The sequence below is a fragment of the Agromyces sp. Y782 genome, from assembly GCF_059445405.1.
Map to the genome: position 1 here is coordinate 359,601 of NZ_JCAIUG010000002.1, position 24,246 is coordinate 383,846.

Consider the following 24,246-nt stretch of genomic DNA (forward strand, 5'->3'; position numbering starts at 1 on the left):
GGATACCGCAGCTGAGACTGACGGATACCGCGGCGCGACACGCTCGGCACATGGACACCACGCACACCACCCGAATCGCCCGTTCCGCGGCGGCAGCGGCACTCGTCGCGGCCGCCCTCGCCGGATGCGCCGCCCAGGCGAGCGCACCCGTTGAGCCCGTCGAAGAGCCCCGCGCTGCCATCGAGCCCAGGCGGCTGGTTCCGAACGACATCGACCCACGCGGCCTGCACGGCCCACTGCCGGATGCCACGCAGTCACGGGCTCACCTGCGGATGCCGGTGATCGCCGACGCCGACCCGCGAGGCCTGCACGGCGTCCCGAAGGCGGGCGCTGCGCTCTCGGCTGCTGAGGCGAGGACCCCGCCACCGAAGAATCTCTCTCCCGTCAACGACATCGATCCGCGCGGGCTGCACGGCCTGCCGTCGGGCCCGCGATGACGGCGGTGTGAGACAACGTAGGCTCGTCCGGAGATCAGGGCGGACCTTCGTCAGGCCGCTGCGAGTCGTCTGTGGTCTCTGCCGGCACGCCGGCTGCGACATCCGCCGGGCACGACCATGTTGACCGGCCCCTGATGGAGCACCCGGAGATGCTCTGCCTGCGCTCGTCAGGCAGTGTCCCGATGCGGACGGCGACCCGGTAGCGTATCGGGAATGTCAGGATTCCTCCCCGTCGAGATCGCCGTCCAGGATGTCGCCGGGGTGCGCATCGCCCTGACGGCGGGTGCCACCCGTGTCGAGCTCTGCCAGGCGCTCGGGCTCGGTGGGTTGACCCCGTCCGCGGGGCTGATCGAGGCCGCAGCGGCCGCGTCGCTCGACGCCTCGGTGCCCGGATTCGTGCACGTCCTCGTGCGTCCGCGCGGCGGCGGCTTCGCGTACGACTCCGAAGAACTCGACACGATCGAGCGGGACATCCGTGCGGCCTTCGCTCACGGTGCCGACGGGGTCGTCGTGGGTGCGCTCACCGACACCGGTCACCTCGACCTGCCGGCCATTCGGCGATTCGTCGATGCGGCATCCGGCGGCGACGTGACGGTGCACCGCGCCGTCGACGCGAGCTCCGATCCCCGAGGCTCGGTGACGGCGCTCGCAGCGCTCGGCGTGCGCCGAGTGCTCACCTCTGGCGGAGCATCCGACTGCCGAACGGGTCTCGCAGCGTTGCGACTGATGGCCGCCGAATCCGGCGCGCTCGAGATCATGGCGGGCGGCGGGGTGCGCATCGCCGACATCGCCGAGATCGCGGCCGCGGGCGTCGACGCCGTGCATCTCTCGGCGCGTGGCACGACGACCCGAGGCGGCGTGAGCGGGCCAGGCGGGGGCGTCGACGGATTCGACGTGACCGATCCGGGTCTCGTGCGCGCTGCAGTCGCGGCCGCGACCGTGGCGATGCGATGACCGTCGCGCCGCCGCCGATACCGGTACGGCTGCCGCCCGACCGCAGCGCCGACGGCATCCTTCGTGCCGCCGCACAGCTCGTGGCACGCAGTGTCTTGATCGGGGGCGTCTCCGCGGCCGCCGCGTTCGTGCTCGGGTTGGCGATCCAGCAGCTCTTCCTGATCGGGCCGATGTGGATGGCGCTGCCGCCCGCCGCTGCAGCAGCAGGCGTCGGCGCCGCGGCAGTGCTGGCGACATGTCGAGCCCTGCGATGGCCACCGCTTCTCGAGGCGTTCGTCGTACCGCTCGGCGGGCTCGTGCTCTCGTTGCCGCCCCTGGCCGCGATCGGGTTCGTCTTCGGGCCGGCAGCGGTCTTGGCGGTGTGGCTGTGGGTGCCGACCGCGCTCATCGTGCCGGTGATCGCGCACCGGTGGGAGCTCGTACGCCCGCTCGATCCCTGGCGGCCGGTGCTCGTGCGACTGCTGCTCTCGGTGGGGTTCGCGCTCGGCACGCTCGCGCTCCTGCTCGTCACGTACGCGGATTTCTGGTCGTCATTCGCTCGCCGCGCCAGCGCACCGGTGTCGTGGCCGGCCGTCGTGCTCGTGGTTGCCGCAGGCGTATTCGGTCTCGGCGGACTGCTCGTGTCACTCGGGCCGTTCCGCACCAGAGGCGTAGCGTCGGCGGTGTGGGTCGGCGCGTATGTGCTGACGGCATGCCTCGGCGGGGTATTCATCGTCGCGGCCGTGCTCACGGCAGCGCCGACGCCGTCGGTCGCCGAGCCGGCCGCTCCGGGTGGCGTTCCCGAGATCGGTGCGGCAGATGCCGGCGAATCCCCGCCGCCGGATCGCCCGCTCCCGTCGCTCGACGAGGCTCGACGGCAGTTCGCAGTGCTCGCCGATGCCGCGGTTGCTGCCGCCGGCCCTTCCGCGACCTGGTCGGCTGCGTCACCGCTCGCCGTCGTCGAGGCGGCGTGCGACGGCGGCATCCAGCTGAGCCTGAACGGCGAGTTCACGACGGGAGTGATCACGGACACGACGAGCGACGAACACGACCGCGAGGTCACCGAGCGCAATGTCGCGGCCGCCGATCGCATCGTCGCAGCCTGGCAGGCGGCGGGCCTCGGAACCATCGAACGGCTCCACGACGAACCGTTGGTGGGCGGCGGTTCGCTGGGCGCCGTCGACTCGGCGAGGATCGACTTCGAGTTCGGCATCGTGCTGCCCGGTGTCGACGGGCACTGCCTGCCCGTTCCCTGAGCCCGTCGGTCGCTCGGGTGGTGAGCAGCCTCCCACAACTGTCGGAAAGGTGGGCCGGTGGACCCTGCCCGGTCACCCACGAGAACGGTGAGCGAGGCCCCGGCCCGCAACCCCCTCACCAAGAAACGGGTCACTGCATATCTAGCCGGCCGGCTCGGCTTGCCCAGCTGCCCCGAAGCCGCACGTCGATCGGTAGGGACCGAGGTCGGAGAGATAGGCGATCCACTCGTCGCGCGTGAGGTCGCGACCGGCCATCTCGCAGGCCGCATCCGCGTGCGCTGACGGCCGTAGGTCCCACACCGCGATGCCGGCCGGGACGTTGACCGCGAGTTCTGCTCCATCGGCGCGGAGCACTCCCGAGTACACCAGTCCCTGGGTGTAATTCCACTCGCCCATCACGGGGATGGGGTCGCCGAGCTGTACGCCGCCCACGAGGTCGTAGACGGTCACCGTGTTGTTCAAGGAATACGTGCTGAGGAGGCGGCCGTCGGCGCTCACGTTCACGGTGTCGAGGCCGCCGGAGGCGCCTGGGAGGGCGCCGATCCGCTCGAAGGTGTCGGCGTCGTAGCGGACGATGGATTGGTAGTCGAACGCACCGGCGACCTCGCCCCGCGCCGTCAGAGCCGCCAAGCCGACTCCCACGAGTCCGGCTCGGACCCGCTCGCCCGTCTCTCCGTCGAAGAGGATCGAATCGGGGATGAACTTCATGTTCCAGCTCGTCACGAGCACGCGGCTGCCATCGGGACTCGTCGTGATGAGCACCGGATCGCCGCCGTCCGTCTGCATCGTCGGTGCGACGCGGCGGCCGGTCGTCGGGTCGATCGTCCAGATCTCGCCGTCTCGCCGGCCGACGTACATCCGGTCGCCACCGGCGTTCATCCAGACGCCCACCGTGTCGTCGGGGAGCGGGTCTCCCGCAAAGGTCTCAGCGGTGCGGGTGTCGAGGAAGCCCGTTCGGTGCGGCCCGACGCCGCCGAAATCGCCAACCAGGGTTGTCTTGCCCGCCCACATGACACCATACGAGGGCGTGGGAACGCGGAGGAGCAGCTCCTCCGTTCGCGTGTCGAGCACTGCGAATTCGCGGTAGTCCTCCCAGGTCTCCACCCCATCGATGCGGCGGGCGACGACGAGGCTCGAGCCGGTTTGCGAGTACGCGTCACGAAGCACCCACCCCGGAGCGAGGACCCGGGTGACTGCACCAGACCCGTCGAGCTTCCAGCGCGTGATCGCCGTGCCGCGGCCGACGACCACGAGCTCCTGACGGTTTTCCACGACGGACATGAGGCCGACGAACCCGAGCTGTGGGTCGAATGAGCGCTCGGTCGGCGCTCCGGTGTCGAGGCTCCGCTCGTCGATGTGACCGAACAGGTCACCGCAATACACGGTCCGGAGTTCGACGGATGCCGTCACCCACGGGCACGGGTCGTCGGTAGTGGTCACCAACTGCTGCGACCAGTCGACCCGGCCCGCGGCGATATCCACGGACGAGATCCATTGGTCGCCCGTCGTGATGACGCGTGTGTCGGAGACGACTGTCATGGAGACGTTCGTCGACTCCGCGGGCATCGGCAACGTGGTGACCACGGCAGCCGTGTCCGGGTCCACCACGTGCAGTGGCCCCTCTACGGTGCCGTACGCGAGGAGTCCGTCGGGCGTGAAGCGCACGGCCCCGGCGCGATCCGTCATCTCCTGCGCCGCGTGGGATGAGGTGCCGGCGACCAGCCGTATGAGGCCCGAATCCGCGTCGATGAGCCGCAGCGTACCGATCTCGTCGATCGCGGCGATCAAGACGCCCTCGTGGTTCATCGCGATGGAACTGAGCGGGAAGTCGAGTTCGATCGTCGGCCGGATCAGTGCGCCGGTTGAAAGGTCGGCGATGGACAACCGAATCCCCACGGGTGTATCGGTGTCATCGAGGATCCGCTCAGCATTCGCGACCCGCGCTCCATTTCCGCTGACCGCCGGCCCGTATCGACTGTTGAAGTCGCGACTCTCAGAGGGCAGATCGACGGTGTACAAGCGCGCACCGGAGTCGATGTCGAACACCGCGGTGCCGTCGGCGGTCACCGCGACCGCGCGCCGCGTTCCGGGGATGAGTGTGCCCGACATGCCGTCAACGCCCTCGAGATGCGTCGTCGCGAGCAGGCCGTGGGAACTCGTCATCGCGCCCATGAGCGCGGAGCGCGTGCGAGAGTCGTCGGGCCACCGTCGGTGGGCTTCTGCGGCGAGCAGGGCGGCAACATCCCGGTCCGTTCCCCGAAGCGACAGCGCCGTGCTCGTGAGCGCTTCGATCTGGGCCGTCTCCCGCTGGTGCGCGGTCTCGTTCGAGCCGGCTGCGACGAAGCCGCCCGCGGTGACGGCGACGGCGAACAGCGTGACGGCAGCGGCCAGCAGCACGCGCAGCCGACGGTTCTGCCTGCGGTCGTGCTTGGCACGGTGCTCGATCTCGTCCACGGCAGCACGCTCCTGCGCTGCGGATGCCTCGAGGAAGGCGACTTCCGATTCGGTGAGTTCGGGGTCTGCGGTATCGCGCCATGCGAGGACGGCGTTGAGGCGGGCTCCGCGGTACAGATCCTCATCGGGCCGACCATCCGCCTCCCACGTGTTCGCCGCACTCGCGAGCGCACCCATCGCGCGGAGGCCCTCGGCGTCGTCCTCGAGCCAGCCTCGGAGGCGCGGCCACGCCGTCGCGAGCGACTCGTGCGCAACGATGAGCGAGTCCTCCTCGGTGCTCACCAGCCGGGCGCGGGCGAGACTTGTGAGCACTCGGTCGTGTGCGGCGTCCTGACGCATCGGAGTGATCGGGATGCGTCGACGTGTTGGCGCCCCGTCTGCACTGACCTCGACCAGTCGCAGGAACGTGGCGCGACAGGTTGCCCGCGCATCGGGATCGAGCGACAGGTAGAGCTGGTCGGCCGACTTGGCGATCGCGCCCGAAATGCCGCCCGAGTCCTCGTAGCCGGCGACCGTCAGCGTGGCGCCCTCACGGCGCAGCCACGTCTCAACGAGGGCGTGCGAGACATGGGGGAGCACGCCCGGCGCGCCTGCGGCATCTCGCAGGATCAGCTCGACGAGTCCCGGCTCGATCCGGAGGCCGGCGAGGCGCGCCGGTTCCTCGATGGCCTTGCGGAGCCCGTCGGGACCGAGCGGCCCGACGAGGTGGACACCCGCGGCGAACAGCGGCCCGATGCTCGGCTCGGCTGCGCATGCGCTGAGGAAGTCGGCGCGTACGGCGACGATCACTCGTTGTCCCGCAGCGACGGCTCCCGCGATCAGCGCGGAGAACTCCGCCACGTGCGCGTCCGGGAGGCCGGAGTGGAACAGCTCCTCGAACTGATCGATGACGACGACGTCGGCGTGGCCTCGACCGGAGATCGCGTCTCGGAGCCGGGCGATCGGCGTGGTCCCCGAGCCGAGGACGACTACGGTGTCACCGCGAGCCCGGAGCGCGGGGACGAGACCGGCCAGCACCAGCGAGGACTTCCCACAGCCGGATGCCCCGGAGACCGCGAGGAACGGCGACCCGGAGAGCCGGGCCAGTGCAGCCTGAATATCGGCGTCACGCCCGAAGAACTCCTCGGCATCATCCGTGCCGAACGGCTGCAGGCCGCGATAGGGGCACTCCGCACTCGCCAGCTGGAGCTCCGGTGGTGCGTCGAGCGAGGCATCTTGGTGCAGGATCGCTGATTCGAGCGCAACGAGTTCCGTGCCGGGTTCGATGCCGAGCTCGTCCGCCAGCCGATCCCGCGCGCTCCGCAGCGTGGCGAGGGCATCGGCCTGCCGACCGCTCCGATACAGCGCTGTGGCGAGGATCGCCCAACGGCGTTCGCGAAGCGGCTCGGCCCGCACCAGGCGTTCTGCGTCGGGGACGACGACACGGTGCTCGCCGAACTCCAGCCGCGTTGCCAGCAGGTCCTCCGCTGCGGACTTGCCGATCTCGCCGAGGCGCTCCGCCTCCGCAACTGCAGGCGGCCACTCGCCGAGATCGGAGTACGGCATCCCGCTCCAGAGCGATGCTGCACGCTCGATCATGTCGACGGCACGGGCAGCATCGCCGCTGGCGCGGTGCACGCGGGCGCTTTCGAGGAGCCGTTCGTAGCGGACGGCGTCGATCGAGTCGGGGTCGACCCGGAGTCGGTAGCCGGCACGTGTCGTGGCGATGGAGGTCGCGCCCAATGCACGTCGGATCTGGACGACGAAGGCCTGAACCTGTTTCGGCCAGGTCGTCGGCAGGTCGTCGCCCCACACCGCATCGGCCAATTCATGGGGTGTGACGACATTGCCGGCCCGGAGGACAAGGGCGGCGAGCAGGGAACGCTCTTTCGGACTGAGTCGCCCGCCGTCGATCGTGAGGTCACCGAGCACTCGGATCTCCACACCTGCAGTGTGGGCGCGGCGATGACCGTTGTCAACGAATTGTGGGCCGCGCCCATACCGAGTCCATACCGCTCTCTCCACGGACCAATACCGGCAGGCGGGACGCTCTCGTCATGAACACGACACAGAAGACCCGAAGCATCATCCTCGCGGCCGTGCTCGCCGCATCGCTCGGCGTCGGACTGGGTGGATGCGCCGGCCAGGTGGAGTCCGATGGAGCCGCGCACGGCCAGGCGAGTATCCCTGACGCTCCCGCGTATCGGGACCAGTCCGAGCGTCGGCTCGACCTCGCTCCCGAACGCGATCTCCAGACGCCCGCCCCTGACGCTCCCGCGTATCGGGACCAGTCCGAGCGCAGAGCTGGACTCGCACCCGATTCAGGGTCGGACACCCATGCCCCCGACCAGGTCGAACGCCGCTACCTCCTGCATCGCTGACGTCTCGGCGAGTCCGGCTGCTCGACACGGGATCGCCGTCGACGGATCGCTAGTCTGGAGCCATGGCCCGGGACTCCGACGATGATGCGCTGCGCTGGGAGGGCGACGACGACCCGACCCTCGCGCCCGGCTGGAAGGCCGTCGGTGGCCCGGCGGACGTCGAGTCCGGTGCTGACGACGACTCTGACGCGAACGGCGGCGAGGCAGACGAGCAGCACGAGGCGCCGGATGCCGCAGGGCAGACCGGCTCGGTCGAGCTCGTCGTGCTCGGGGTGCTGGGCGGGGTCTACCTGCTCTACACCATCGGTTGGATCATCACCGCGTTGCGTACGAGCACGCCGGGCACCAGTGTCGTCGGCGATTTCATGTACGCGCTGGGGCTGTGGCTCGCGGTGCTCGCCGCTCCGTGCTGGTTCCTGCTCGCGCTGCGGGCCACGACGGGCATGCGCTCTCGTCTCGTCTGGCTCATCGTGGGTGTCGTCGCGCTCGCGCCCGTACCGTTCATCCTGGGGGTAGCCGTATGAGCGCGGAGTACACCGAGCCCGAAGCATCCGTCGTCACCGAGGCTTCTGGCACTTCGAAGCTGCCGATGTGGCTCACCGTCACCCTCGCGGTCGTGTTCGGCCTGTTCTACGCCTATGACGTGTGGGAGGTCGTCGAGAGCGTCGTGCAGTTGCTCGGCATCGGCCTCTCGTTCACCGCGGCCGGCTGGGCGGTCGTCGCGGTCGCGTTCCTCGCGCCGTTGGGCTGCTTCGCGGCCGCGTTCGTGCTCGGCCGATCTCGCCGCCTGCTCGTGGGCATCGCCCTGTACTTCACGGGGCTCTGCGTCTCGGCCGCCCTCTTCCTCAGCCTGTCGGTGCTGCTCGGCCGACTCGGCGGAGTCGTCGTGTGAGGTCACACGGCACGAGGCGACGGCCCTGCTCCATTAGGGTTGACGGGATAACGGCGCCCCCACTGGCGTAGGCGCTCCCCTCAGCGTGCCCCGTCGCGCGTCGCCCCCGAAGGAATCGTTCGTGTCAAAGCCGATCGTGCTGATCGCCGAAGAACTCTCGCCCGCCACTGTCGAGGCCCTCGGCCCCGACTTCAATGTCAGGTCCGTCGACGGAACCGATCGTCCCGCGTTGCTCGCGGCGCTGTCGGATGCCGACGCGATCCTCGTGCGGTCGGCGACGAAGGTCGATGCAGAGGCGATCGCGGCGGCCCCGAAGCTGAAGGTCATCGCCCGTGCCGGCGTCGGCCTCGACAACGTCGACGTCAAGGCGGCGACCGCCGCAGGCGTCATGGTGGTGAACGCGCCCACATCGAACATCATCTCCGCCGCCGAGCTGACCGTCGGCCACATCCTGAGCCTCGCCCGTCACATTCCCGCGGCGCGCGCGTCGCTCGGGGCGGGGGAGTGGAAGCGCTCGAAGTACACGGGCGTCGAGCTCTACGAGAAGACGGTCGGCATCATCGGCCTCGGCCGAATCGGCGCCCTCATCGCGGCTCGCCTGCAGGCCTTCGGCACCAACGTCATCGCGTACGACCCGTACATCACCGCCGCTCGCGCCCAGCAGCTGGGCGTGCAGACCGTGACCCTCGACGACCTCATCGAGCAGTCCGACTTCATCACGATCCACATGCCGCGTACCCCCGAGACGCTCGGCATGATCGGCGTCGAGCAGTTGCGGCGCATGAAGCCGACGGCCTTCGTCGTGAACGTCGCGCGCGGCGGGCTCATCGACGAAGACGCGCTCTTCGACGCGCTGTCGACCGGCGAGATCGCCGGTGCGGCGCTCGACGTCTTCGTCACCGAGCCGCCCACCGAGTCGCGGTTGCTGCAGCTCGACAACATCATCGTCACGCCGCACCTCGGCGGCTCGACCGACGAGGCGCAAGAGAAGGCGGGCGTCTCGGTCGCGAAGTCGGTGCGGCTCGCGCTCGCCGGCGAGCTCGTGCCCGACGCAGTCAACGTCGCAGGCGGGGTCATCGATCCCTACGTTCGCCCGGGCATCCCGCTCGTCGAGAAGCTCGGCCAACTGTTCGCCGGCATCGCGAACGGCCCCCTCACGAGTCTCGATGTCGAGGTGCGTGGCGAGCTCGCCGACTTCGATGTGAGCGCCTTGAAGCTCGCGGCCTTGAAGGGCGTTTTCACGAACGTCGTCAGCGAGACCGTGTCGTACGTGAACGCCCCGCTCCTCGCCGAGCAGCGCGGTCTCGACGTGCGCCTCATCACGGCGCCCGAATCGCCCGAGTACCGCAACGTCATCACCCTCACGGGTGCGCTCGCCGACGGCCGCCAGGTGTCGGTGTCGGGCACGCTCACCGGGCCGAAGCAGATCGAGAAGCTCGTCGGCGTCAACGGCTACGAACTCGAGGTGCCGATCGCGACGACCCACATCGTCATGGAGTACGCCGATCGCCCCGGCATCGTCGCCGTCTACGGACAGGAATTCGGCGAGGCGGGCATCAACATCGCCGGCATGCAGATCGCACGCCGCGAAGCCGGCGGCCACGCGCTCAGCGTGCTGACCGTCGACTCGCCGGTGCCGGCCGAGGTGCTCGAGCGAGTGCGGTCGGCGATCGACGCGAGCCTGTTCGTCGAGATCGACATCACGGAGTAACGACTGTCACAGGGATGCCCCGGCGTGACGCTGCCCTGCAGCGCGTGCCGGGGCATCCGCTGTGCCGGTCGCTACTCGGCCGGCGTCTGGGCGATGCGTTCGACCAGTGCGACGAGCCCGTCCATCTCGGCGGGGCCGATGTCGGCGGCGGCGGCGGCGTCGGGGCCACTCGCGTCGACCCCGGCGCGAAGCGCCGAATGGTAGTAGAGCCCGTCGCCGATGAGCGTGATCGCGAGGGCGAGCGAGGGGTCGTCGACGTGCCGGCCGATCACCTCGAGCCAGCGCGACCGCACGGCGTCGATCGCCTGCGCCGCCTGCCGGTCGCCGCCCTGTGCGAGCCGCACGGTGGCGACGAAGCTGTGGTCGAGCGGTGACGCGAGGTCGACCGACGAGCGCACGAAGTAGGAGATCGCGCCCTCGGGGGCGGCGTGGATGCGGGCGACGTCGTCGTCGACGAGTCGGTGCAGCCGTTCGATGAGCCCGGCGATCAGCGCATGCCGTGAGCCGAAGTGGTAGAGCAGTCCGCCTTTGGAAACGCCGGCGCCACGAGCGGTGGCGTCGAGGGTCGCGGTGCGCTCGCCGTCGGCGATGATGATGCGCTCGAAGGCGTCGAGCACCGCCACGCGGGCGGCGGGCGGGCGGCTCATGAGGCCGGCGCGGTCGAGGAGCTGATGAGTGACGAGGGTCGTGGCATATCTGTTACTATACCAGCTGGACGGTATAGAAATCGTCTCAGACGAACGAGCCAGAGATGACTGACACGAACGACACCGCCCAGATCCCAACGAGCACGCACGTCACGACCCGCACGCCTCGCCGCGCCTGGGCGGCACTCGCCGTGCTCATGCTCCCCGTGCTGCTCGTCTCGGTCGACAACACCGTGTTGAGCTTCGCGCTGCCTGCGATCTCGCGCGATCTCGAACCGAGCGCGGCCGGGCAACTCTGGATCATCGACGCGTATCCGCTCGTGCTCGCGGGCCTCCTCGTCGCCATGGGCAGCGCCGGCGACCGCTTCGGGCGTCGCCGTATGCTGCTCATCGGATCCGTCGGCTTCGCCGTGGTCTCGATCGTCGCCGCGTTCGCACCGACCGCCGAAGCACTCATCGCCGCTCGCGCGGCGCTCGGCTTCTTCGGCGCGATGCTCATGCCGTCGACCCTGTCGCTTCTCCGCACGGTCTTCGTCGATCGCGAACAACGCAGGCTCGCGATCGCCATCTGGGCGTCGGGTTTCGCCGCAGGCAGCGCCCTCGGTCCGCTCGTCGGCGGCATCCTGCTGGAGCACTTCCACTGGGGCGCTGTGTTCCTGCTCGCGGTGCCCGTGCTCGTGCCGATGCTGGTTCTCGTGCCGCTCCTCATTCCCGAGAGCCGCGACCCCGCGCCCGGGCGCATCGACGCGCCGAGCACGCTGCTCTCGCTCGCCACGATGGTGCCCGTCGTCTTCGGCATCAAGTCCATCGCCACCGAGGGGGTCTCGGGCTTCGGCATCCAGGCGATCATCCTCGGTTTCGTCTGCGGTGTCTGGTTCGTGCGACGGCAACTGAAGGCGAGCTCTCCGATGCTCGACGTGCGACTGTTCCGGCAGGGATCGTTCGGCGGCGCCGTGCTCGTGAACCTCTTCAGCGTCATCGCCCTCGTCGGGTTCCTGTACTTCGTGTCGCAGCACCTGCAACTCATCGCGGGCCTCACTCCGGTCGCTGCGGGCCTCGCCCTGCTGCCGGGGCTCGTCGCGATGATCATCGCCGGCCTCGTCGTCGTGCCGATCGCACGCCGGGTGCGACCCCGGGTGCTCGTGCCCGTGGCGCTCCTGCTCTCGGCGTCGGGGTACGCGGTCATCGCGTTCACCGCAACCGCCGAGTCGATCGCCCCCGTCGTGATCGCGTTCGTGCTGCTCGGCGTCGGCATCGGCGCCGCCGAGACGGTCTCCAACGAGCTCATCCTCTCGAGTGCGCCGCCTGAGAAGGTCGGCGCAGCATCGGCGGTGTCGGAGACGGCCTACGAACTCGGCGCGGTGCTCGGAACTGCGGTGCTCGGTTCCATCCTCGCCGCCCACTTCCGGGCTGCGATCGAGCTGCCCGCCGTGCTCAGCACCGAACAGGCCTCCACCGCGCAAGAGACGCTCGCCGGCGCGGTCACCGTCGCCGAGCAGCTGCCAGCCTCGATCGGCGATCAGCTCGCGGCATCCGCCGCGCTCGCTTTCGACGAGGGGGTCGTGGTGACCTCGCTCATCGGCGTCGCACTCATGGTCGCCGCCGCGCTCGTCGCTGCGGTCGCGCTGCGCAACCCCGCCCCAGTCGCCGTCGACTGACCCGATCGCCGTGACGCGCCGGGTGTCACCGGGCGGTGCGGCCAGTACGCTGGGAGGGCTGGCGCACGAAGGAGCATTCATGGTGGACACGGTCAAACTCGCGGTGATTCCCGGTGACGGGATCGGGCCCGAAGTCGTCGGCGAGGCGCTGAAAGCGCTCGCCGCCGCAACCGAGGGCACGGGTGTCTCGTTCGAGCAGACTGAGTTCTCACTGGGCGCCGCCCGCTATCTCGAGTCCGGCGACGTGCTGACCGACGACGACCTCGAGTCGATCAAGAGCCACGACGCGATCCTCCTGGGCGCCGTCGGCGGGCTCCCCGGCGACCCGCGACTCGCGGGCGCGAACATCGAGCGCGGCCTGCTGCTGAAGCTCCGCTTCGAACTCGACCACTACGTGAACCTGCGCCCGTCGGTGCTCTACCCGGGGGTCGCGAGCCCGCTCGCCGATCCCGGCGAGGTCGACTTCGTCGTCGTGCGCGAAGGCACAGAAGGTCCGTACGTCGGCAACGGCGGCGCGATCCGTGCGGGCACACCGCATGAGGTCGCGAACGAGGTCTCCGTCAACACCGCCTACGGGGTCGAGCGGGTCGTGCGCTACGCGTTCGCCGCGGCATCCGCTCGCTCGCGCAAGAAGCTCACCCTCGTGCACAAGACGAATGTGCTCGTCTTCGCCGGCTCGTTGTGGAAGCGTACCGTCGACGCGGTCGCCGCCGAATTCCCCGACGTCGCCGTCGACTACCTGCACGTCGATGCGGCGACGATCTTCCTCGTCACCGACCCCGCGCGGTTCGACGTCTTGGTCACCGACAACCTCTTCGGCGACATCCTCACCGACCTGGCCGGCGCGATCAGCGGCGGCATCGGGCTCGCGGCTTCGGGCAACATCAACCCCGACGGCCGATTCCCCAGCATGTTCGAGCCGGTCCATGGCTCAGCACCCGACATCGCCGGCAAAAGCATCGCCGACCCCACCGCCGCGATCCTCTCCGTTGCACTGCTGCTCAGCCACCTCGGCAGGGCGGATGCCGCGGCGAAGGTGCAGCGGGCCGTCGTCGCCGATGTGGCCGAACGCGGTGACCGCCGGCGCACGACCTCCGAGGTCGGCGACGCCATCGCCGACCGTATCGGCGCACTCGACTGATCCAGCGCATCGAAGGACACACATCATGACGATCAACCTCCCGCTCCAGGCCCCGTCCGCAGCCGGACTCATCTGGCAGGTCACCCGCAACGAGCAGGCGAAGACGCCCGCCGAACGCGAGTCGATCCTCGCCGACCCCGGTTTCGGCGCCCACTTCACCGACCACATGGTCGACATCTGCTGGTCGGAGAAGGGCGGCTGGCACCGCCCGCGCGTCTCGCCCTACGGCCCGATCGCGCTCGACCCCGCTGCCGCCGTGCTGCACTATGCCCAAGAGATCTTCGAGGGCATGAAGGCGTACCGGCACGCCGACGGGTCGATCCACACCTTCCGGCCCTACGAGAACGCGGCTCGCATGCAACGCTCGGCCCATCGCATGGCGCTGCCCGAACTGCCGAGCGAGTACTTCATCGAATCGCTGAAGCAGATCATCGCCGTCGACGCCGACTGGGTGCCGAGCGCCGCCGAGACGAGCCTGTACCTGCGGCCGTTCATGTTCGCGAAAGAGGCGTTCCTCGGTGTGCGCCCGGCAAAGAAGGTCAACTACTACGTCATCGCGAGCCCCGCGGGTGCCTACTTCCCGGGCGGGGTGGAGCCCGTGAGCATCTGGCTCTCGACCCAGTACTCGCGGGCCGGCAAGGGCGGCACGGGCGCTGCGAAGACCGGCGGCAACTACGCGTCGAGCCTGTTGCCTCAGGCGGAGGCATATGAGAAGGGATGCCAGCAGGTCGCGTTCCTCGACAGCGAAGGCAACCTCGAAGAGCTCGGCGGCATGAACATCGTGCTCGTGCGGCGCGACGGCACCCTGGTCACGCCGGAGTCGGAGTCGATCCTCGAGGGCATCACGCGCGACTCCGTCCTGCAGCTTGCGACAGATCGAGGCCACGTGGTCGAGCGACGCACCGTCTCGCTCGACGAGTGGCGTGCCGGCGCGGCATCCGGTGACATCGTCGGGGCCTTCGCGTGCGGCACCGCTGCGGTCGTCGTGCCCATCGGGCGCCTGCTCGGCGAAGACTTCGAGATCGTGCACGCCGGCGCCGAGGCATCCGCCCTCGCCCTCGCGCTGCGTCAGGAGCTCACCGACATCCAGTACGGTCGCGTCGAAGACCGCCACGGCTGGTTGACGCGCCTCGACGCGTGACGACGATCGCGGCGCCGGCGGCACCCGTCGGCGATGCCGAGGTGCGCATCCGTCCCTTCGAGATCGCCGACACGGAGTCGGTCGTCGCGCTCTGGCGATCGACCGGCCTCGTCGTGCCATGGAACGACCCGTACCTCGACATCGAGCGCAAGCTCACGGTGCAGCCCGACCTCTTCCTCGTGGGGGCGTCGGGCCTCGTGGGGGAGTCGGGCGCCACGGTCATCGCCACGGCGATGGTCGGGTACGACGGGCATCGCGGTTGGGTGAACTACCTCGCCGTCGACGAGTCGCGACGCCGCGAAGGGCTCGGTGTGCGGCTGATGGCCGAGGCTGAACGGCTCCTCGCCGAGCGGGGCTGCCCGAAACTGAATCTGCAGGTACGTTCGACGAACACCGAGGTGATCGAGTTCTACCGCCACCTCGGCTACGGCGTCGACGAGGCGGTGAGCCTCGGCAAGCGGCTCATCCCCGATGCCCCGGCTGCTCCTGATCGCGAACACGCCGCCGGTAGGCTGAAGGCATGAAGATTGCGCGTTTCAGCCACGACGACACCATCTCGTTCGGCATCGTCGACGAAGAGGAGCACGAGCTCGTCGTACTGAAGGCCGACCCCATGTTCGCGGGCTTCGAGCCGACCGGCGAGCGCATCAAGTTCACCGAGGCCAAGCTGCTCGCGCCCGTGATCCCACGGTCGAAGGTCGTCGCGGTCGGCAAGAACTACCGCGACCATGCCGCCGAGATGGGCGGCGAAGCGCCGGCCGAGCCGCTGCTGTTCCTGAAGCCGAACACCTCGGTCATCGGCCCCGACGACACGATCGTGCTGCCGAAGCAGAGCGAGCGCGTCGAGCACGAGGGCGAACTCGCCGTCGTGATCGGCCGCATCGCGAAGAACGTCGCCGAAGCCGATGCCGACGAGTACATCTTCGGGTACACGATCGCCAACGACGTCACGGCCCGCGACCTGCAGCAGCGCGACGGGCAGTGGGCGCGGGCGAAGGGCTTCGATTCGTTCTGCCCTCTGGGCCCCGTCATCGACACCGAAGTGGACTTCGAGAACGGCACGATCGAGACGAGCGTCAACGGGGTGCGCAAGCAGCAGGGCCGGCTCGCCGACCTCGTGCACTCGGTGCCCGCGATCATCGCCTACGCATCGAGCGTGTTCACCCTGCTGCCGGGCGACGTCATCCTCACCGGCACTCCGGCGGGTGTCGGCCCGATCATCGACGGCGACACCGTTGAAGTCACCATTTCAGGCCTCGGCACCCTGTCGAACCCGGTGCGTTCCGCCTGAGCCGGCGGCCGGGGAGTCGAGGCGTGGCGGCGCGGCGAGGCATTCGAACGCGCCCGGTCAGCCCACCGAACGGAGGTGGGTGAGCACGAGCCCGACCGGCACTCCGACAAGCACGACGATGAGCGCGAGCGCCGTGACAGCACGCCGAGCAGGCCCCGATCCGCCGGGGGTCCGCAATGCCAGGACGAGGGGCACCGCGACCAGCAGACCGCCGGAGTCGGCGATGAGCGGCACCCGTGCGAGCGCCCCGACGACGACGAGCAGGTTGCCGAGGTTCCAAGCGGCGAAGGTGAACCAGCCGCCACGGCCGGTGGCCCACGGGGCGTGTTCGAGCACGCGGGCGATGAGGCACTGGGTGGCGCCGCCCACGAGCACGAGATAGGCCGCGAGCCAACTGCCCCGTTCCAGCTGCAGCGGCCCGGTCAGTGCGGCGACGAGTCCGCCGATGACGATGAACGCGATGCCGAGGGCGTTGCCGACGGTGGTCGGTCCGATCCTCGGAGCCGGCCCCGTGTCGCGGAGGTGTCCGTCTGCGGCGACGATCTGATAGCCCGAACCCATTTCGATCCCTTCGACGTCGATTCGCCCGGACACCCGCCTGGGCGGAGACCGTCGAATTGAACGTAACAGATTGCGGTTTATTTGGGAGGACGGGTACCGTGGGCGCATGGCCGATCACCCGCGAGAGCTCCGCGACATCCGTGACCGTGTCGACGTGAGGCGGCTCGTCGACTCCTTCTACCGTCGCGCCTTCGCCGATCCGCTCATCGGACCGATCTTCACCGATGTCGCGCACATGAATCTCGATCACCACCTGCCGATCATGTGCGATTTCTGGGAGACGGTACTCTTCCGCACCGGCAGCTACCGTCGAAACGCGCTCGCCATGCACGTCGCTCTTCACGCGAAGTCCCCGCTCGGCGCGGCGCACTTCAACCGATGGCTCGAACTCTGGGTCGCGAACGTCGACGCGCAGTTCGCCGGCGAGTCGGCCGAGCGCGCGAAGATCCAGGCGCGCCGCATCGCCGGATCGATCGGCCTTCGGCTGTCGGGCGGTTCGGGCAGCGCGTTCGAGACAATCTCGACGCGCGCTCGGCTCGAGGCGGAAGGGGCGATCGATGCAATCGGCGGAAGCTGAGTCCGGCACCGACCGCTGGGCACTCGCACTCGCGTCACCGGCCAGGCGGCGGGTGCTCGACGCGTTGCATCTGGCCGGAGAGCCCGTCGAGGCCGCGGAGCTCGCCGAATCGATCGGTGTGCACATCACAACCGCGCGTTTCCACCTCGACCAGCTCGTCGGGGCTGGCGTCGTCGCCACGACGGCCCAGCGTCGCTCGCATCGAGGGCGACCGCGCCTGCGCTACGCGCTCGTCGACACCGTTGCGACACGCGCACGAGACGAACGCTCCCGCGAACGGCTGATCGAGTTGCTCGCGGCCGCACTCGAGGGGCAGGGAGTCGAGACGCGGGCGATGCTCGCTCGTGAAGCGGGCCGAAGCTGGGCCTCGAGCCTGTCGATCCCGCCCGACGAGGGCGTTTCGCCCGTCGAACCCTCGCCCGACGAGATCGCGTCGACCCGGGCATCGTCGACCGAACGACTCGTCCGGGTGCTCGACGAGCTCGGCTTCGCTCCCGAACCGGTGCCCGAAGGGCTCTCGCTCCACGCCTGCCCGTTCCGCGATGCGGCGCGACGTCACCGCGATGTCATCTGCGCCGTGCATGAGAGTCTCATCCGCGAAGTGCTCTCGGGCGAGGCATCGGAATCGGCTGTCGAAGCCCGGCTGCTGCCGTTCGCCGCGCCCGACCGGTGCCTCGTTGCGCTCAGCGCCGTGCGCTGAGCGGCGATCGGGTGCGGCCGATGTCGAGGGCGCTGGCCCGTTGCGCTCAGTGCCGTGCGCTGAGCGGCGATCGGGTGCGGCCGATGTCGAGGGCGCTGGCCCGTTGCGCTCAGCGCCGTGCGCTGAGCGGCGATCGGGTGCGGCCGATGTCGAGCGCACTGGCGGCGAGCTCGACGTCCTCGTCGTCGTTCCAGAGATGGAACGCCACCCTGGCTCGGCCGGCCCGCCCCGACGCCGTGATGCCCGCAGCGGCGAGCGCGGCGAGCGAGGCGCCGTCGGCGTCGGGCCAGGCCACGATCGCACTGTCGGATGCCGCGAGCCCGAGACGCTCGCGGAACGCGTTCGCGAGGCCGACGTCGTGGTCGCGCACACCCGTCATGTCGAGCGAGGCGGCGAATTCGAGCGCCGCCTCAGCGCCGGCCCAGGCGTGCCAGGCGGGGGAGACGTCGAATCGCCGCGCGTCGTCGGCGAGGTGCAGGCCCGGCCCGTAGCACGAGGCCCACGGGTCCGCGCCCGAGTACCAACCGGCGGCGTGCGGGGTGATCTCCTCGACGGCGCGCGGCGAGAACGCGGCGAATGCGGCACCGCGCGGTGCCGACAGCCATTTGTACGCATGGCAGACGACGACGTCGGCCTCGAGCGCGTCGGTGGCCATCCACCCGGTCGCCTGTGTGGTGTCGACGAGGCTGAGTGCGCCGGCCTCGCGGACCGCGCGGGTGACGGATGCCGCGTCGGCGAGCTCACCGGTGGCCGATTGCACGAGCGAGTACGAGACGAGCCACGTCGACGGGCTGACGGCGTCGGCGAGCGCGGCGAGCGGAACGTGCCGCACCCGCAGGTCGCCGCGGGCGAGGAACGGTGCGACGACCGAAGAGAAGTCGCCGTCGACGCAGATCACCTCGGCGCCGGCGGGCGCGGATGCCGCGACCATGCCGGTGAACACGGAGACCTGCGACCCGGTGGCGATGTCGGCGGCTGTGCGGCCGAGCAGGGTAGCGGCATGGCCGCGCGCGCGTTCGTGCACCGCCGTGTAGTCGGCACCGTTCGCCGTGCCCGACGACCAGGACTCGAGGTCGCGTCGCACCGCGTCGCGAGTGACGTCGGCGGGCAGGCCGAGGGTGCAGGCGGCGAGATAGCCGCGTCCGGCGGCGAAGCGATCACGAGTCGGGTGCGTGCGGTGCATACGGTCCAGTCTCGACCGCACGAATTCATTCGACAAGATCAAGTGAGCGATCATATATATGCCATTCGGTTATGATTCGAGCATGCCGGATGCCGCGATCGATGCTCTCGCCGCTGCACTCGACCTGCAGACCGTGCGGGTCGTGCAGCAGATCGCCGCGCGTGGTTCGCTCACGGCCGCCGCCGAGTCCCTCGGCTACAGCCAGCCCGCGGTGAGCCAGCAGTTGCGCCGCTTCGAAGAGCGCACGGGCATCGCACTCGTGGAGCGCGTGGGCCGTGGCATCCGCCTGACCGAATCGGGTCGAGTACTCGCCCGGCACGCGCACGGGGTCGCGACGGTGCTCGAGACCGCGGCCGGCGAACTCGCCGAGATCAGAGGGCTCAGAGCCGGCCGGGTGCGTCTCGTCGCCTTCCCTTCGGCGTCGGCGACCCTCGTGCCGCGCGTGATCGCGGCGCTCGCCGCCGCGCACCCCGGCATCGATGTCACCTACGTCGAGGCCGAGCCGCCCGAAGCTGTTCAGGCGGTGCGTGTCGACGGCGCCGACCTCGCGATCACGTTCAGCTACCCGGGCGACCGCGACGACCCGCACCGGGCGAGCGCGCGCGGGCTCGAGGTGCGCTGCTTCGGCGATGAGCCGATGCGGCTCGTGCTCCCGGCCGGCCATCCCGCAGCGGCATCCGACGTCGTCGCGCTCGAGACGCTGCGCGACGAGCCCTGGATCGCGGGCTGCCCGCGGTGCCGCGGCCACCTGCTCGAGCTCGCCGGCGCCGCCGGGTTCACGCCGCGCATCGCGTTCGAAACCGACAACTTCGTCGCGGTCGAGGGCATGGTCGCGCAACGCCTCGGGGTGGCACTGATGCCGGCGCTCGCGCTCGCCGCATCGCCGCGACATGCCGACGTCGTCGCCAGGCCCACTGCTCGGGCCGATGTGCGTTCGCTCCATCTCGTCACGGCGCGCGGCGCCGAACGCGTGCCTGCCGTGGCCGCGACACTCGCCGTACTCGCGACCCTCGCGCCTCGATAGCATTGAGGGGTATGTCTGAGACAGCTCACCCCACGACCCAGGCCACCGGCAGCGACATCCGTGTGCGCTTCTGCCCTTCGCCGACCGGCACGCCGCACGTCGGCCTCGTACGCACCGCCCTCTTCAACTGGGCGTACGCGCGCCACACCGGCGGCACGTTCGTGTTCCGCATCGAAGACACCGATGCCGCGCGCGACAGCGAAGAGAGCTACGAGCAGATCCTCGATGCGCTCACCTGGCTCGGCCTCGACTGGGATGAAGGCGTCGGCGTCGGCGGCCCGCATGAGCCCTACCGGCAGTCGCAGCGCGCCGGCATCTACGCCGACGTCATCGAAAGACTGAAGGCCTCGGGCCACGTCTACGAGAGCTTCTCGAACGCTGAAGAGATCGACGCCCGCAACGAGGCGGCCGGTCGCCCGAAACAGCTCGGCTACGACAACTTCGATCGCGATCTCACCGACGAGCAGCGTACGGCGTTCCGCGCCGAAGGTCGCGAGCCGGCGCTGCGACTGCGGGTGCCCGAGGTCGACCTCGGCTTCGACGACCTCGTGCGCGGCGAGATCACCTTCCCTGCCGGAAACACGACCGACTTCGTCGTCGTTCGCCCGAACGGCGCACCGCTGTACACGCTCGTGAACCCCGTCGACGACGCGCTCATGGGCATCACGCACGTGCTGCGCGGCGAAGACCTGCTGTCGTCGACGCCTCGTCAGATCGCGCTGTACCACGCGCTCATCGACATCGGCGTGACCGCGTTCGTGCCGCGCTTCGGCCATCTGCCCTACGTCATGGGCGAGGGGAACAAGAAGCTCTCCAAGCGCGACCCCGAGTCGAACCTGTTCCACCATCGCGACCGCGGCTTCATTCCCGAAGGGCTCCTGAACTATCTGGCGCTCCTCGGCTGGGGCTACTCCGCCGACCGCGACGTGTTCAGCCGCGACGAGCTCGTCGCGGCCTTCGATGTCGAGAACGTGAACCCCAACCCCGCCCGCTTCGACCTGAAGAAGGCCGAGTCGATCAACGGCGACCACATCCGCCAGCTCGACGTCGCCGACTTCGCCGCCCGCACGGTGCCGTACCTGCAGGCGGCCGGTGCGGTTTCGACACCGATCACCCCCGGCGAAGAGGCCGTGCTCGCCGAGGGCGCGCCGCTCGTGCAGGAGCGCATCTCCCTGCTGGGCGAGGCTCCCGGCATGCTGGGATTCCTCTTCACGGATGCCGCAGAGCTCGAGTTCGAGGAGTCAGCCGTCGCCGCGCTCACCGCTGATGCAGCCACCGTGCTCGCGGCTGCCCGCGAGGCGCTCGACCGATTGCCGGCCGAAGAGTGGACGCACGTGCAGATCGAAGAGGCACTACGCGCCGCCCTCGTCGACGGCCTCGCCCTGAAGCCCCGAGTGGCCTTCGGTGCCGTCCGCACCGCAATCTCCGGTCGACGGGTCTCGCCGCCGCTCTTCGAGTCGATGCAGATCCTCGGCAAGGTCGACTCGCTCGAGCGCATCGACCGGCTCACGGCGCTCATCGCCTGAGCAGCCGAGAGGCTCCCGCTGAGCGCAGCTCGGTTTGGCGGGGGTGTGCTCGTAGGCTAGAGTTACATGTCGGCCGGGGACTTCGGTTTCGGCCATTGGGGTATGGTGTAATTGGCAACACGGCGGTTTCTGGTACCGTTGTTCTTGGTTCGAGTCCAGGTACCCCAGCCAATATTTTGTGAAAAAGGCCCGGTCACGCGGGCCTTTTTCTTTTCCCGAATACCGAGCCGTGAAGTGGTCGTCGTGTGGGCTGGACTTCGGCGGCGCGCTGCGATTGCATTGAGTTGTCGGCACCGTTCGAGCCTCCATACAGGCTCCCTGGTGAATCGAGAGACGTCGACAGGGGATTGGTGGGCCATGGTTTCTCGGAACATGCGGAGTCGTGACTTCCAAGAGACGCGGACGACCCTCGGGGTGATCGGCGGCTTCATCGGATTGATCGCGGCGAGCGTCGGCGCCGCCCTGCTCGTCGTCGCCGGAGTCACGCCCGCACTCGCGACCGTCGGCATCGCGGCATCCGGAACCATCGGAATGTTCGACAAGCTCCCCGGTTATCTCGAGATCGACGAGCTCTCCGAGAAGAGCAACATCTACGCGCTTGCCAATGATGGCAGCCCGGTGCTGCTCGCCTCGTTCTACGACCAGAACCGGGTCGAGGTCGGTTGGGACGCCGTCAGTCAGTACGTGAAGGATGCCGCGATCGCCGGTGAGGATCCGCGGTTCTACGAACACGGGGGCGTCGACCTGCAGGGCACGCTCCGGGCCGCGGTGACGACCGCGACCGGCGGGGAGACCCAGGGCGGGTCGTCGATCGCGCAGCAGTACGTGAAGAACGTGCGGGTGCAGGAGTGCGAGGGCGAGGCGAACGTGACGGCGTTCGAGGGCATGTCGGAGGAAGAGGCAGAGGCCCTCGGCATCGACGGACGCCGTGCCCTCATCGACGAGCAGAAGGCGGAGTGCTACGACTCCGCGACGGAATCCACCGGCAACGCCGGTATCGAACGCAAGCTGAAAGAGATGCGCCTCGCGATCGGCGTCGAGAAGCGGTATTCCAAGAACGACATACTGCTCAGCTACCTGAACATCGCGGGCTTCGGCGGCACCGTGTACGGTGTCGAGGCGGCAGCGAACTACTACTACAGCACCTCCGCGGCGAACCTCACGCTCGCTCAGGCGGCCTCGCTGATGGCGATCGTCAACAACCCCGTGGAGTTCCAGCTCGACAGGCCTGAGAACGAGGAGAACGGCGCAGCGAACGGGTACGCGAGAAACCAGGCTCGCCGCGACTACATCCTCTTCCACATGCTCGACGAGAAGAAGATCACCCGAGAGGAGTACGACGCGGCGGTGGCCACCCCGGTGCAGCCCGCCATCAAGGAGCCGAGCACCGGGTGCCAGACCGCGAACGGGTCGGCGTACTTCTGCGACTACGTGAAGAACATCCTGCAGACCGATCCGACCTTCGGGGATGACGCGGAGACGCGCATGCGGAACTTCCGGCGCGGCGGCTACGACGTCTACACGACGCTCGACCTCGACTTGCAGGTGGCAGCAGAGAACGCGATCGCCCAGAACGTGCCGCAGACCTACCCCGGTTGGGACGTCGGGAGCGTGATCTCGAGTGTGCAGGTCGGCACCGGGCGTGTGCTGGCCATGGCGCAGAACAAGCAGTACAGCCAAGACCCCAAGGTGCTCGAGACGGGCCCGCAGTACACGAGCATCAACTACAACACCGACTACACGCAGGGCGGCTCGAGCGGGTTCCAGCCCGGGTCGACCTACAAGGTCTTCACCCTCGCGCAGTGGCTCAACGAGGGCCACTCGCTTTCCGAGCGCGTCGATTCCAAGCCGAAGTCGAACTGGGGCACCTTCCGAGACAGTTGTTTCGGCCCGCAGAATGCCGGGCCGTGGAATCCGAGGAACGATGCGAACGAGGCCGGCGCCAACTACACGGCTCTCGAGTCGACGGTCAACTCGATCAACACCGGGTTCATCGGCATGGCGAAGAGGCTCGACCTCTGCGGCATCCGCAAGACCGCGGAGGCGTTCGGGATGCACCGCGCCGATGGCGATCCGCTGCAACAGGGTCCGTCGAGCGTGATCGGCACGAACGAGGTGGCTCCGCTCAGCCTCGCCATCGCCTTCGCCGGTATCGCGAACAACGGTGTGGCCTGCACTCCGATCGCGATCGATCGCATCACCGACCGCGATGGCAACGAGGTTGCCGTGCCGGCGTCGAGTTGTACTCCCGCCGTGTCACCTGAGGTCGCCGCAGCCATGCACTATGCGATGCAGCTCGTGATGACGAGCGGTACCGCCACCGTGTCGAACGGTGGGGTGCAACCCCACGTGCCGATGATCGGCAAGACGGGCACGACCGACGGCAGCAAAGACACTTGGATGGCGGGGGCGAGTTCGAAGGTCGCGACGGTCGCCGGTGTGGTGAGCCTCACGGGTGATGCCAACCAGCGTGCGATCTCATTCGACAGCGGCCAAGCGGCCACTGCCCGGCACCGGATGTGGCCGATGGTCATGTCGGTTGCGGCGGCGAAGTACGGCGGCGATGCCTTCACGGTGGCGGCGCCCGGGCCGGCTGCGCCGCAGAAGAGCGCTCCGGCCGAGAGCGACGGGCCGCCTGCGGTCGAGCCGCCGAACGACGGGCCCGGTGACGATGGTGACGGCGGCCCGGGTCGCGGTGATCGCGACGACGGTGATCGCGGCGGCGACCGCGGTCGCGGCTGACAGCCGGTGCGC

Annotated in this window: 21 protein-coding genes and 1 tRNA gene; 18 read left to right on the plus strand and 4 right to left on the minus strand. The window is 69.3% G+C overall.

Going from position 1 to position 24,246, the window contains the following annotated elements; translation table 11 throughout:
* Positions 1-50: 50 nt before the first annotated feature.
* The 3 genes from AC1C2S_RS15900 to AC1C2S_RS15910 all read left to right on the plus strand — a co-directional run bounded on the left by AC1C2S_RS15900 (position 51) and on the right by AC1C2S_RS15910 (position 2,626).
* Complete coding sequence (locus AC1C2S_RS15900) at positions 51-437, plus strand: hypothetical protein (protein WP_495353576.1); 387 nt, start codon at positions 51-53, stop codon at positions 435-437.
* A gap of 213 nt (positions 438-650) precedes the next feature.
* Positions 651-1,391: a copper homeostasis protein CutC gene (locus AC1C2S_RS15905; protein WP_495353577.1), complete on the plus strand. Its 741-nt coding sequence runs from the start codon at positions 651-653 to the stop codon at positions 1,389-1,391.
* The gene (locus AC1C2S_RS15910) at positions 1,388-2,626 is read left to right on the plus strand and encodes a hypothetical protein (RefSeq protein ID WP_495353578.1); all 1,239 of its coding nucleotides are present in this window, start codon (positions 1,388-1,390) and stop codon (positions 2,624-2,626) included. Before AC1C2S_RS15905 ends, AC1C2S_RS15910 begins: the two co-directional genes overlap by 4 nt.
* A 141-nt stretch (positions 2,627-2,767) precedes the next feature.
* Here AC1C2S_RS15910 and AC1C2S_RS15915 read toward each other — a convergent pair whose 3' ends face one another.
* Positions 2,768-7,003 carry an nSTAND1 domain-containing NTPase gene (locus AC1C2S_RS15915; RefSeq protein ID WP_495353579.1) on the minus strand — a complete coding sequence of 1,412 codons (4,236 nt, stop codon included), beginning with the start codon at positions 7,001-7,003 and terminating at the stop codon, positions 2,768-2,770.
* 113 nt (positions 7,004-7,116) lie between these two features.
* Between AC1C2S_RS15915 and AC1C2S_RS15920 the strand changes: the two genes are divergently transcribed.
* The 4 genes from AC1C2S_RS15920 (at position 7,117) to serA (ending at position 10,043) form a co-directional block, all read left to right on the plus strand.
* On the plus strand, positions 7,117-7,440 hold the full coding sequence (locus AC1C2S_RS15920; protein ID WP_495353580.1) for a hypothetical protein: 324 nt from the start codon (positions 7,117-7,119) through the stop codon (positions 7,438-7,440).
* A 62-nt stretch (positions 7,441-7,502) separates the two neighbouring features.
* A complete protein-coding gene (locus AC1C2S_RS15925; protein WP_495353581.1) occupies positions 7,503-7,964 on the plus strand; it encodes a hypothetical protein in 462 nt (153 codons plus the stop codon).
* On the plus strand, positions 7,961-8,332 hold the full coding sequence (locus AC1C2S_RS15930; protein WP_495353582.1) for a hypothetical protein: 372 nt from the start codon (positions 7,961-7,963) through the stop codon (positions 8,330-8,332). Before AC1C2S_RS15925 ends, AC1C2S_RS15930 begins: the two co-directional genes overlap by 4 nt.
* A gap of 121 nt (positions 8,333-8,453) precedes the next feature.
* A complete protein-coding gene (gene serA / locus AC1C2S_RS15935) occupies positions 8,454-10,043 on the plus strand; it encodes a phosphoglycerate dehydrogenase (RefSeq protein WP_495353583.1) in 1,590 nt (529 codons plus the stop codon).
* A gap of 71 nt (positions 10,044-10,114) precedes the next feature.
* Here the strand turns inward: serA and AC1C2S_RS15940 are convergent, their stop codons facing one another.
* A complete protein-coding gene (locus AC1C2S_RS15940; RefSeq protein ID WP_495353584.1) occupies positions 10,115-10,690 on the minus strand; it encodes a TetR/AcrR family transcriptional regulator in 576 nt (191 codons plus the stop codon).
* A gap of 104 nt (positions 10,691-10,794) precedes the next feature.
* Here AC1C2S_RS15940 and AC1C2S_RS15945 point away from each other — a divergent pair, with 104 nt between their 5' ends.
* From AC1C2S_RS15945 to AC1C2S_RS15965, 5 genes are all read left to right on the plus strand, one after another.
* A complete protein-coding gene (locus AC1C2S_RS15945; RefSeq protein WP_495353585.1) occupies positions 10,795-12,348 on the plus strand; it encodes an MFS transporter in 1,554 nt (517 codons plus the stop codon).
* A 79-nt stretch (positions 12,349-12,427) separates the two neighbouring features.
* Positions 12,428-13,489, plus strand: coding sequence for a 3-isopropylmalate dehydrogenase (locus AC1C2S_RS15950; protein ID WP_495353586.1), 1,062 nt, complete (start codon positions 12,428-12,430; stop codon positions 13,487-13,489).
* A gap of 25 nt (positions 13,490-13,514) precedes the next feature.
* Positions 13,515-14,630: a branched-chain amino acid aminotransferase gene (locus AC1C2S_RS15955; protein ID WP_495353587.1), complete on the plus strand. Its 1,116-nt coding sequence runs from the start codon at positions 13,515-13,517 to the stop codon at positions 14,628-14,630.
* Entirely contained in the window at positions 14,627-15,154 is a 528-nt protein-coding gene (locus AC1C2S_RS15960) for a GNAT family acetyltransferase (RefSeq protein ID WP_495353588.1), read from the plus strand. Before AC1C2S_RS15955 ends, AC1C2S_RS15960 begins: the two co-directional genes overlap by 4 nt.
* Entirely contained in the window at positions 15,151-15,921 is a 771-nt protein-coding gene (locus tag AC1C2S_RS15965) for a fumarylacetoacetate hydrolase family protein (RefSeq protein WP_495353589.1), read from the plus strand. Before AC1C2S_RS15960 ends, AC1C2S_RS15965 begins: the two co-directional genes overlap by 4 nt.
* A gap of 57 nt (positions 15,922-15,978) precedes the next feature.
* Here the strand turns inward: AC1C2S_RS15965 and AC1C2S_RS15970 are convergent, their stop codons facing one another.
* Positions 15,979-16,482 (minus strand): hypothetical protein, encoded by a 504-nt coding sequence (locus AC1C2S_RS15970; RefSeq protein ID WP_495353590.1) that lies wholly within the window; start codon positions 16,480-16,482, stop codon positions 15,979-15,981.
* Between the two features lie 106 nt (positions 16,483-16,588).
* On the opposite strand from AC1C2S_RS15970, the gene AC1C2S_RS15975 reads away from it, so the two are divergent.
* Both AC1C2S_RS15975 and AC1C2S_RS15980 read left to right on the plus strand, forming a co-directional pair.
* Positions 16,589-17,059 carry a group III truncated hemoglobin gene (locus tag AC1C2S_RS15975; RefSeq protein ID WP_495353591.1) on the plus strand — a complete coding sequence of 157 codons (471 nt, stop codon included), beginning with the start codon at positions 16,589-16,591 and terminating at the stop codon, positions 17,057-17,059.
* The gene (locus AC1C2S_RS15980) at positions 17,040-17,759 is read left to right on the plus strand and encodes a helix-turn-helix transcriptional regulator (protein ID WP_495353592.1); all 720 of its coding nucleotides are present in this window, start codon (positions 17,040-17,042) and stop codon (positions 17,757-17,759) included. Before AC1C2S_RS15975 ends, AC1C2S_RS15980 begins: the two co-directional genes overlap by 20 nt.
* Positions 17,760-17,868: 109 nt before the next feature.
* Here the strand turns inward: AC1C2S_RS15980 and AC1C2S_RS15985 are convergent, their stop codons facing one another.
* Positions 17,869-18,942 (minus strand): aminotransferase class V-fold PLP-dependent enzyme, encoded by a 1,074-nt coding sequence (locus tag AC1C2S_RS15985; protein ID WP_495353593.1) that lies wholly within the window; start codon positions 18,940-18,942, stop codon positions 17,869-17,871.
* An 82-nt stretch (positions 18,943-19,024) separates the two neighbouring features.
* Here AC1C2S_RS15985 and AC1C2S_RS15990 point away from each other — a divergent pair, with 82 nt between their 5' ends.
* The 4 genes from AC1C2S_RS15990 (at position 19,025) to AC1C2S_RS16005 (ending at position 24,234) form a co-directional block, all read left to right on the plus strand.
* The gene (locus AC1C2S_RS15990; RefSeq protein WP_495353594.1) at positions 19,025-19,966 is read left to right on the plus strand and encodes a LysR family transcriptional regulator; all 942 of its coding nucleotides are present in this window, start codon (positions 19,025-19,027) and stop codon (positions 19,964-19,966) included.
* Between the two features lie 11 nt (positions 19,967-19,977).
* Complete coding sequence (gene gltX / locus AC1C2S_RS15995) at positions 19,978-21,492, plus strand: glutamate--tRNA ligase (protein WP_495353595.1); 1,515 nt, start codon at positions 19,978-19,980, stop codon at positions 21,490-21,492.
* Between the two features lie 96 nt (positions 21,493-21,588).
* A tRNA-Gln gene (locus AC1C2S_RS16000) sits at positions 21,589-21,663 on the plus strand.
* A gap of 201 nt (positions 21,664-21,864) precedes the next feature.
* The gene (locus AC1C2S_RS16005; protein ID WP_495353596.1) at positions 21,865-24,234 is read left to right on the plus strand and encodes a transglycosylase domain-containing protein; all 2,370 of its coding nucleotides are present in this window, start codon (positions 21,865-21,867) and stop codon (positions 24,232-24,234) included.
* The last annotated feature ends 12 nt before the right edge of the window (positions 24,235-24,246 follow it).

Coding starts and splice junctions, on each gene's coding strand:
- AC1C2S_RS15920 (WP_495353580.1), top strand. CDS start 7,117: ATGAACACGACACAGAAGACCCGAAGCATCATCCTCGCGGCCGTGCTC.
- AC1C2S_RS15950 (WP_495353586.1), top strand. CDS start 12,428: ATGGTGGACACGGTCAAACTCGCGGTGATTCCCGGTGACGGGATCGGG.
- AC1C2S_RS15980 (WP_495353592.1), top strand. CDS start 17,040: ATGCAATCGGCGGAAGCTGAGTCCGGCACCGACCGCTGGGCACTCGCA.
- AC1C2S_RS15940 (WP_495353584.1), bottom strand. CDS start 10,690: ATGAGCCGCCCGCCCGCCGCCCGCGTGGCGGTGCTCGACGCCTTCGAG.
- AC1C2S_RS15975 (WP_495353591.1), top strand. CDS start 16,589: ATGGCCGATCACCCGCGAGAGCTCCGCGACATCCGTGACCGTGTCGAC.
- AC1C2S_RS15970 (WP_495353590.1), bottom strand. CDS start 16,482: ATGGGTTCGGGCTATCAGATCGTCGCCGCAGACGGACACCTCCGCGAC.
- AC1C2S_RS15955 (WP_495353587.1), top strand. CDS start 13,515: ATGACGATCAACCTCCCGCTCCAGGCCCCGTCCGCAGCCGGACTCATC.
- AC1C2S_RS15945 (WP_495353585.1), top strand. CDS start 10,795: ATGACTGACACGAACGACACCGCCCAGATCCCAACGAGCACGCACGTC.
- AC1C2S_RS15965 (WP_495353589.1), top strand. CDS start 15,151: ATGAAGATTGCGCGTTTCAGCCACGACGACACCATCTCGTTCGGCATC.
- AC1C2S_RS15910 (WP_495353578.1), top strand. CDS start 1,388: ATGACCGTCGCGCCGCCGCCGATACCGGTACGGCTGCCGCCCGACCGC.
- AC1C2S_RS15925 (WP_495353581.1), top strand. CDS start 7,503: ATGGCCCGGGACTCCGACGATGATGCGCTGCGCTGGGAGGGCGACGAC.
- AC1C2S_RS15985 (WP_495353593.1), bottom strand. CDS start 18,942: ATGCACCGCACGCACCCGACTCGTGATCGCTTCGCCGCCGGACGCGGC.
- AC1C2S_RS15930 (WP_495353582.1), top strand. CDS start 7,961: ATGAGCGCGGAGTACACCGAGCCCGAAGCATCCGTCGTCACCGAGGCT.
- AC1C2S_RS15905 (WP_495353577.1), top strand. CDS start 651: ATGTCAGGATTCCTCCCCGTCGAGATCGCCGTCCAGGATGTCGCCGGG.
- AC1C2S_RS15900 (WP_495353576.1), top strand. CDS start 51: ATGGACACCACGCACACCACCCGAATCGCCCGTTCCGCGGCGGCAGCG.
- AC1C2S_RS16005 (WP_495353596.1), top strand. CDS start 21,865: ATGCGGAGTCGTGACTTCCAAGAGACGCGGACGACCCTCGGGGTGATC.
- gltX (WP_495353595.1), top strand. CDS start 19,978: ATGTCTGAGACAGCTCACCCCACGACCCAGGCCACCGGCAGCGACATC.
- AC1C2S_RS15990 (WP_495353594.1), top strand. CDS start 19,025: ATGCCGGATGCCGCGATCGATGCTCTCGCCGCTGCACTCGACCTGCAG.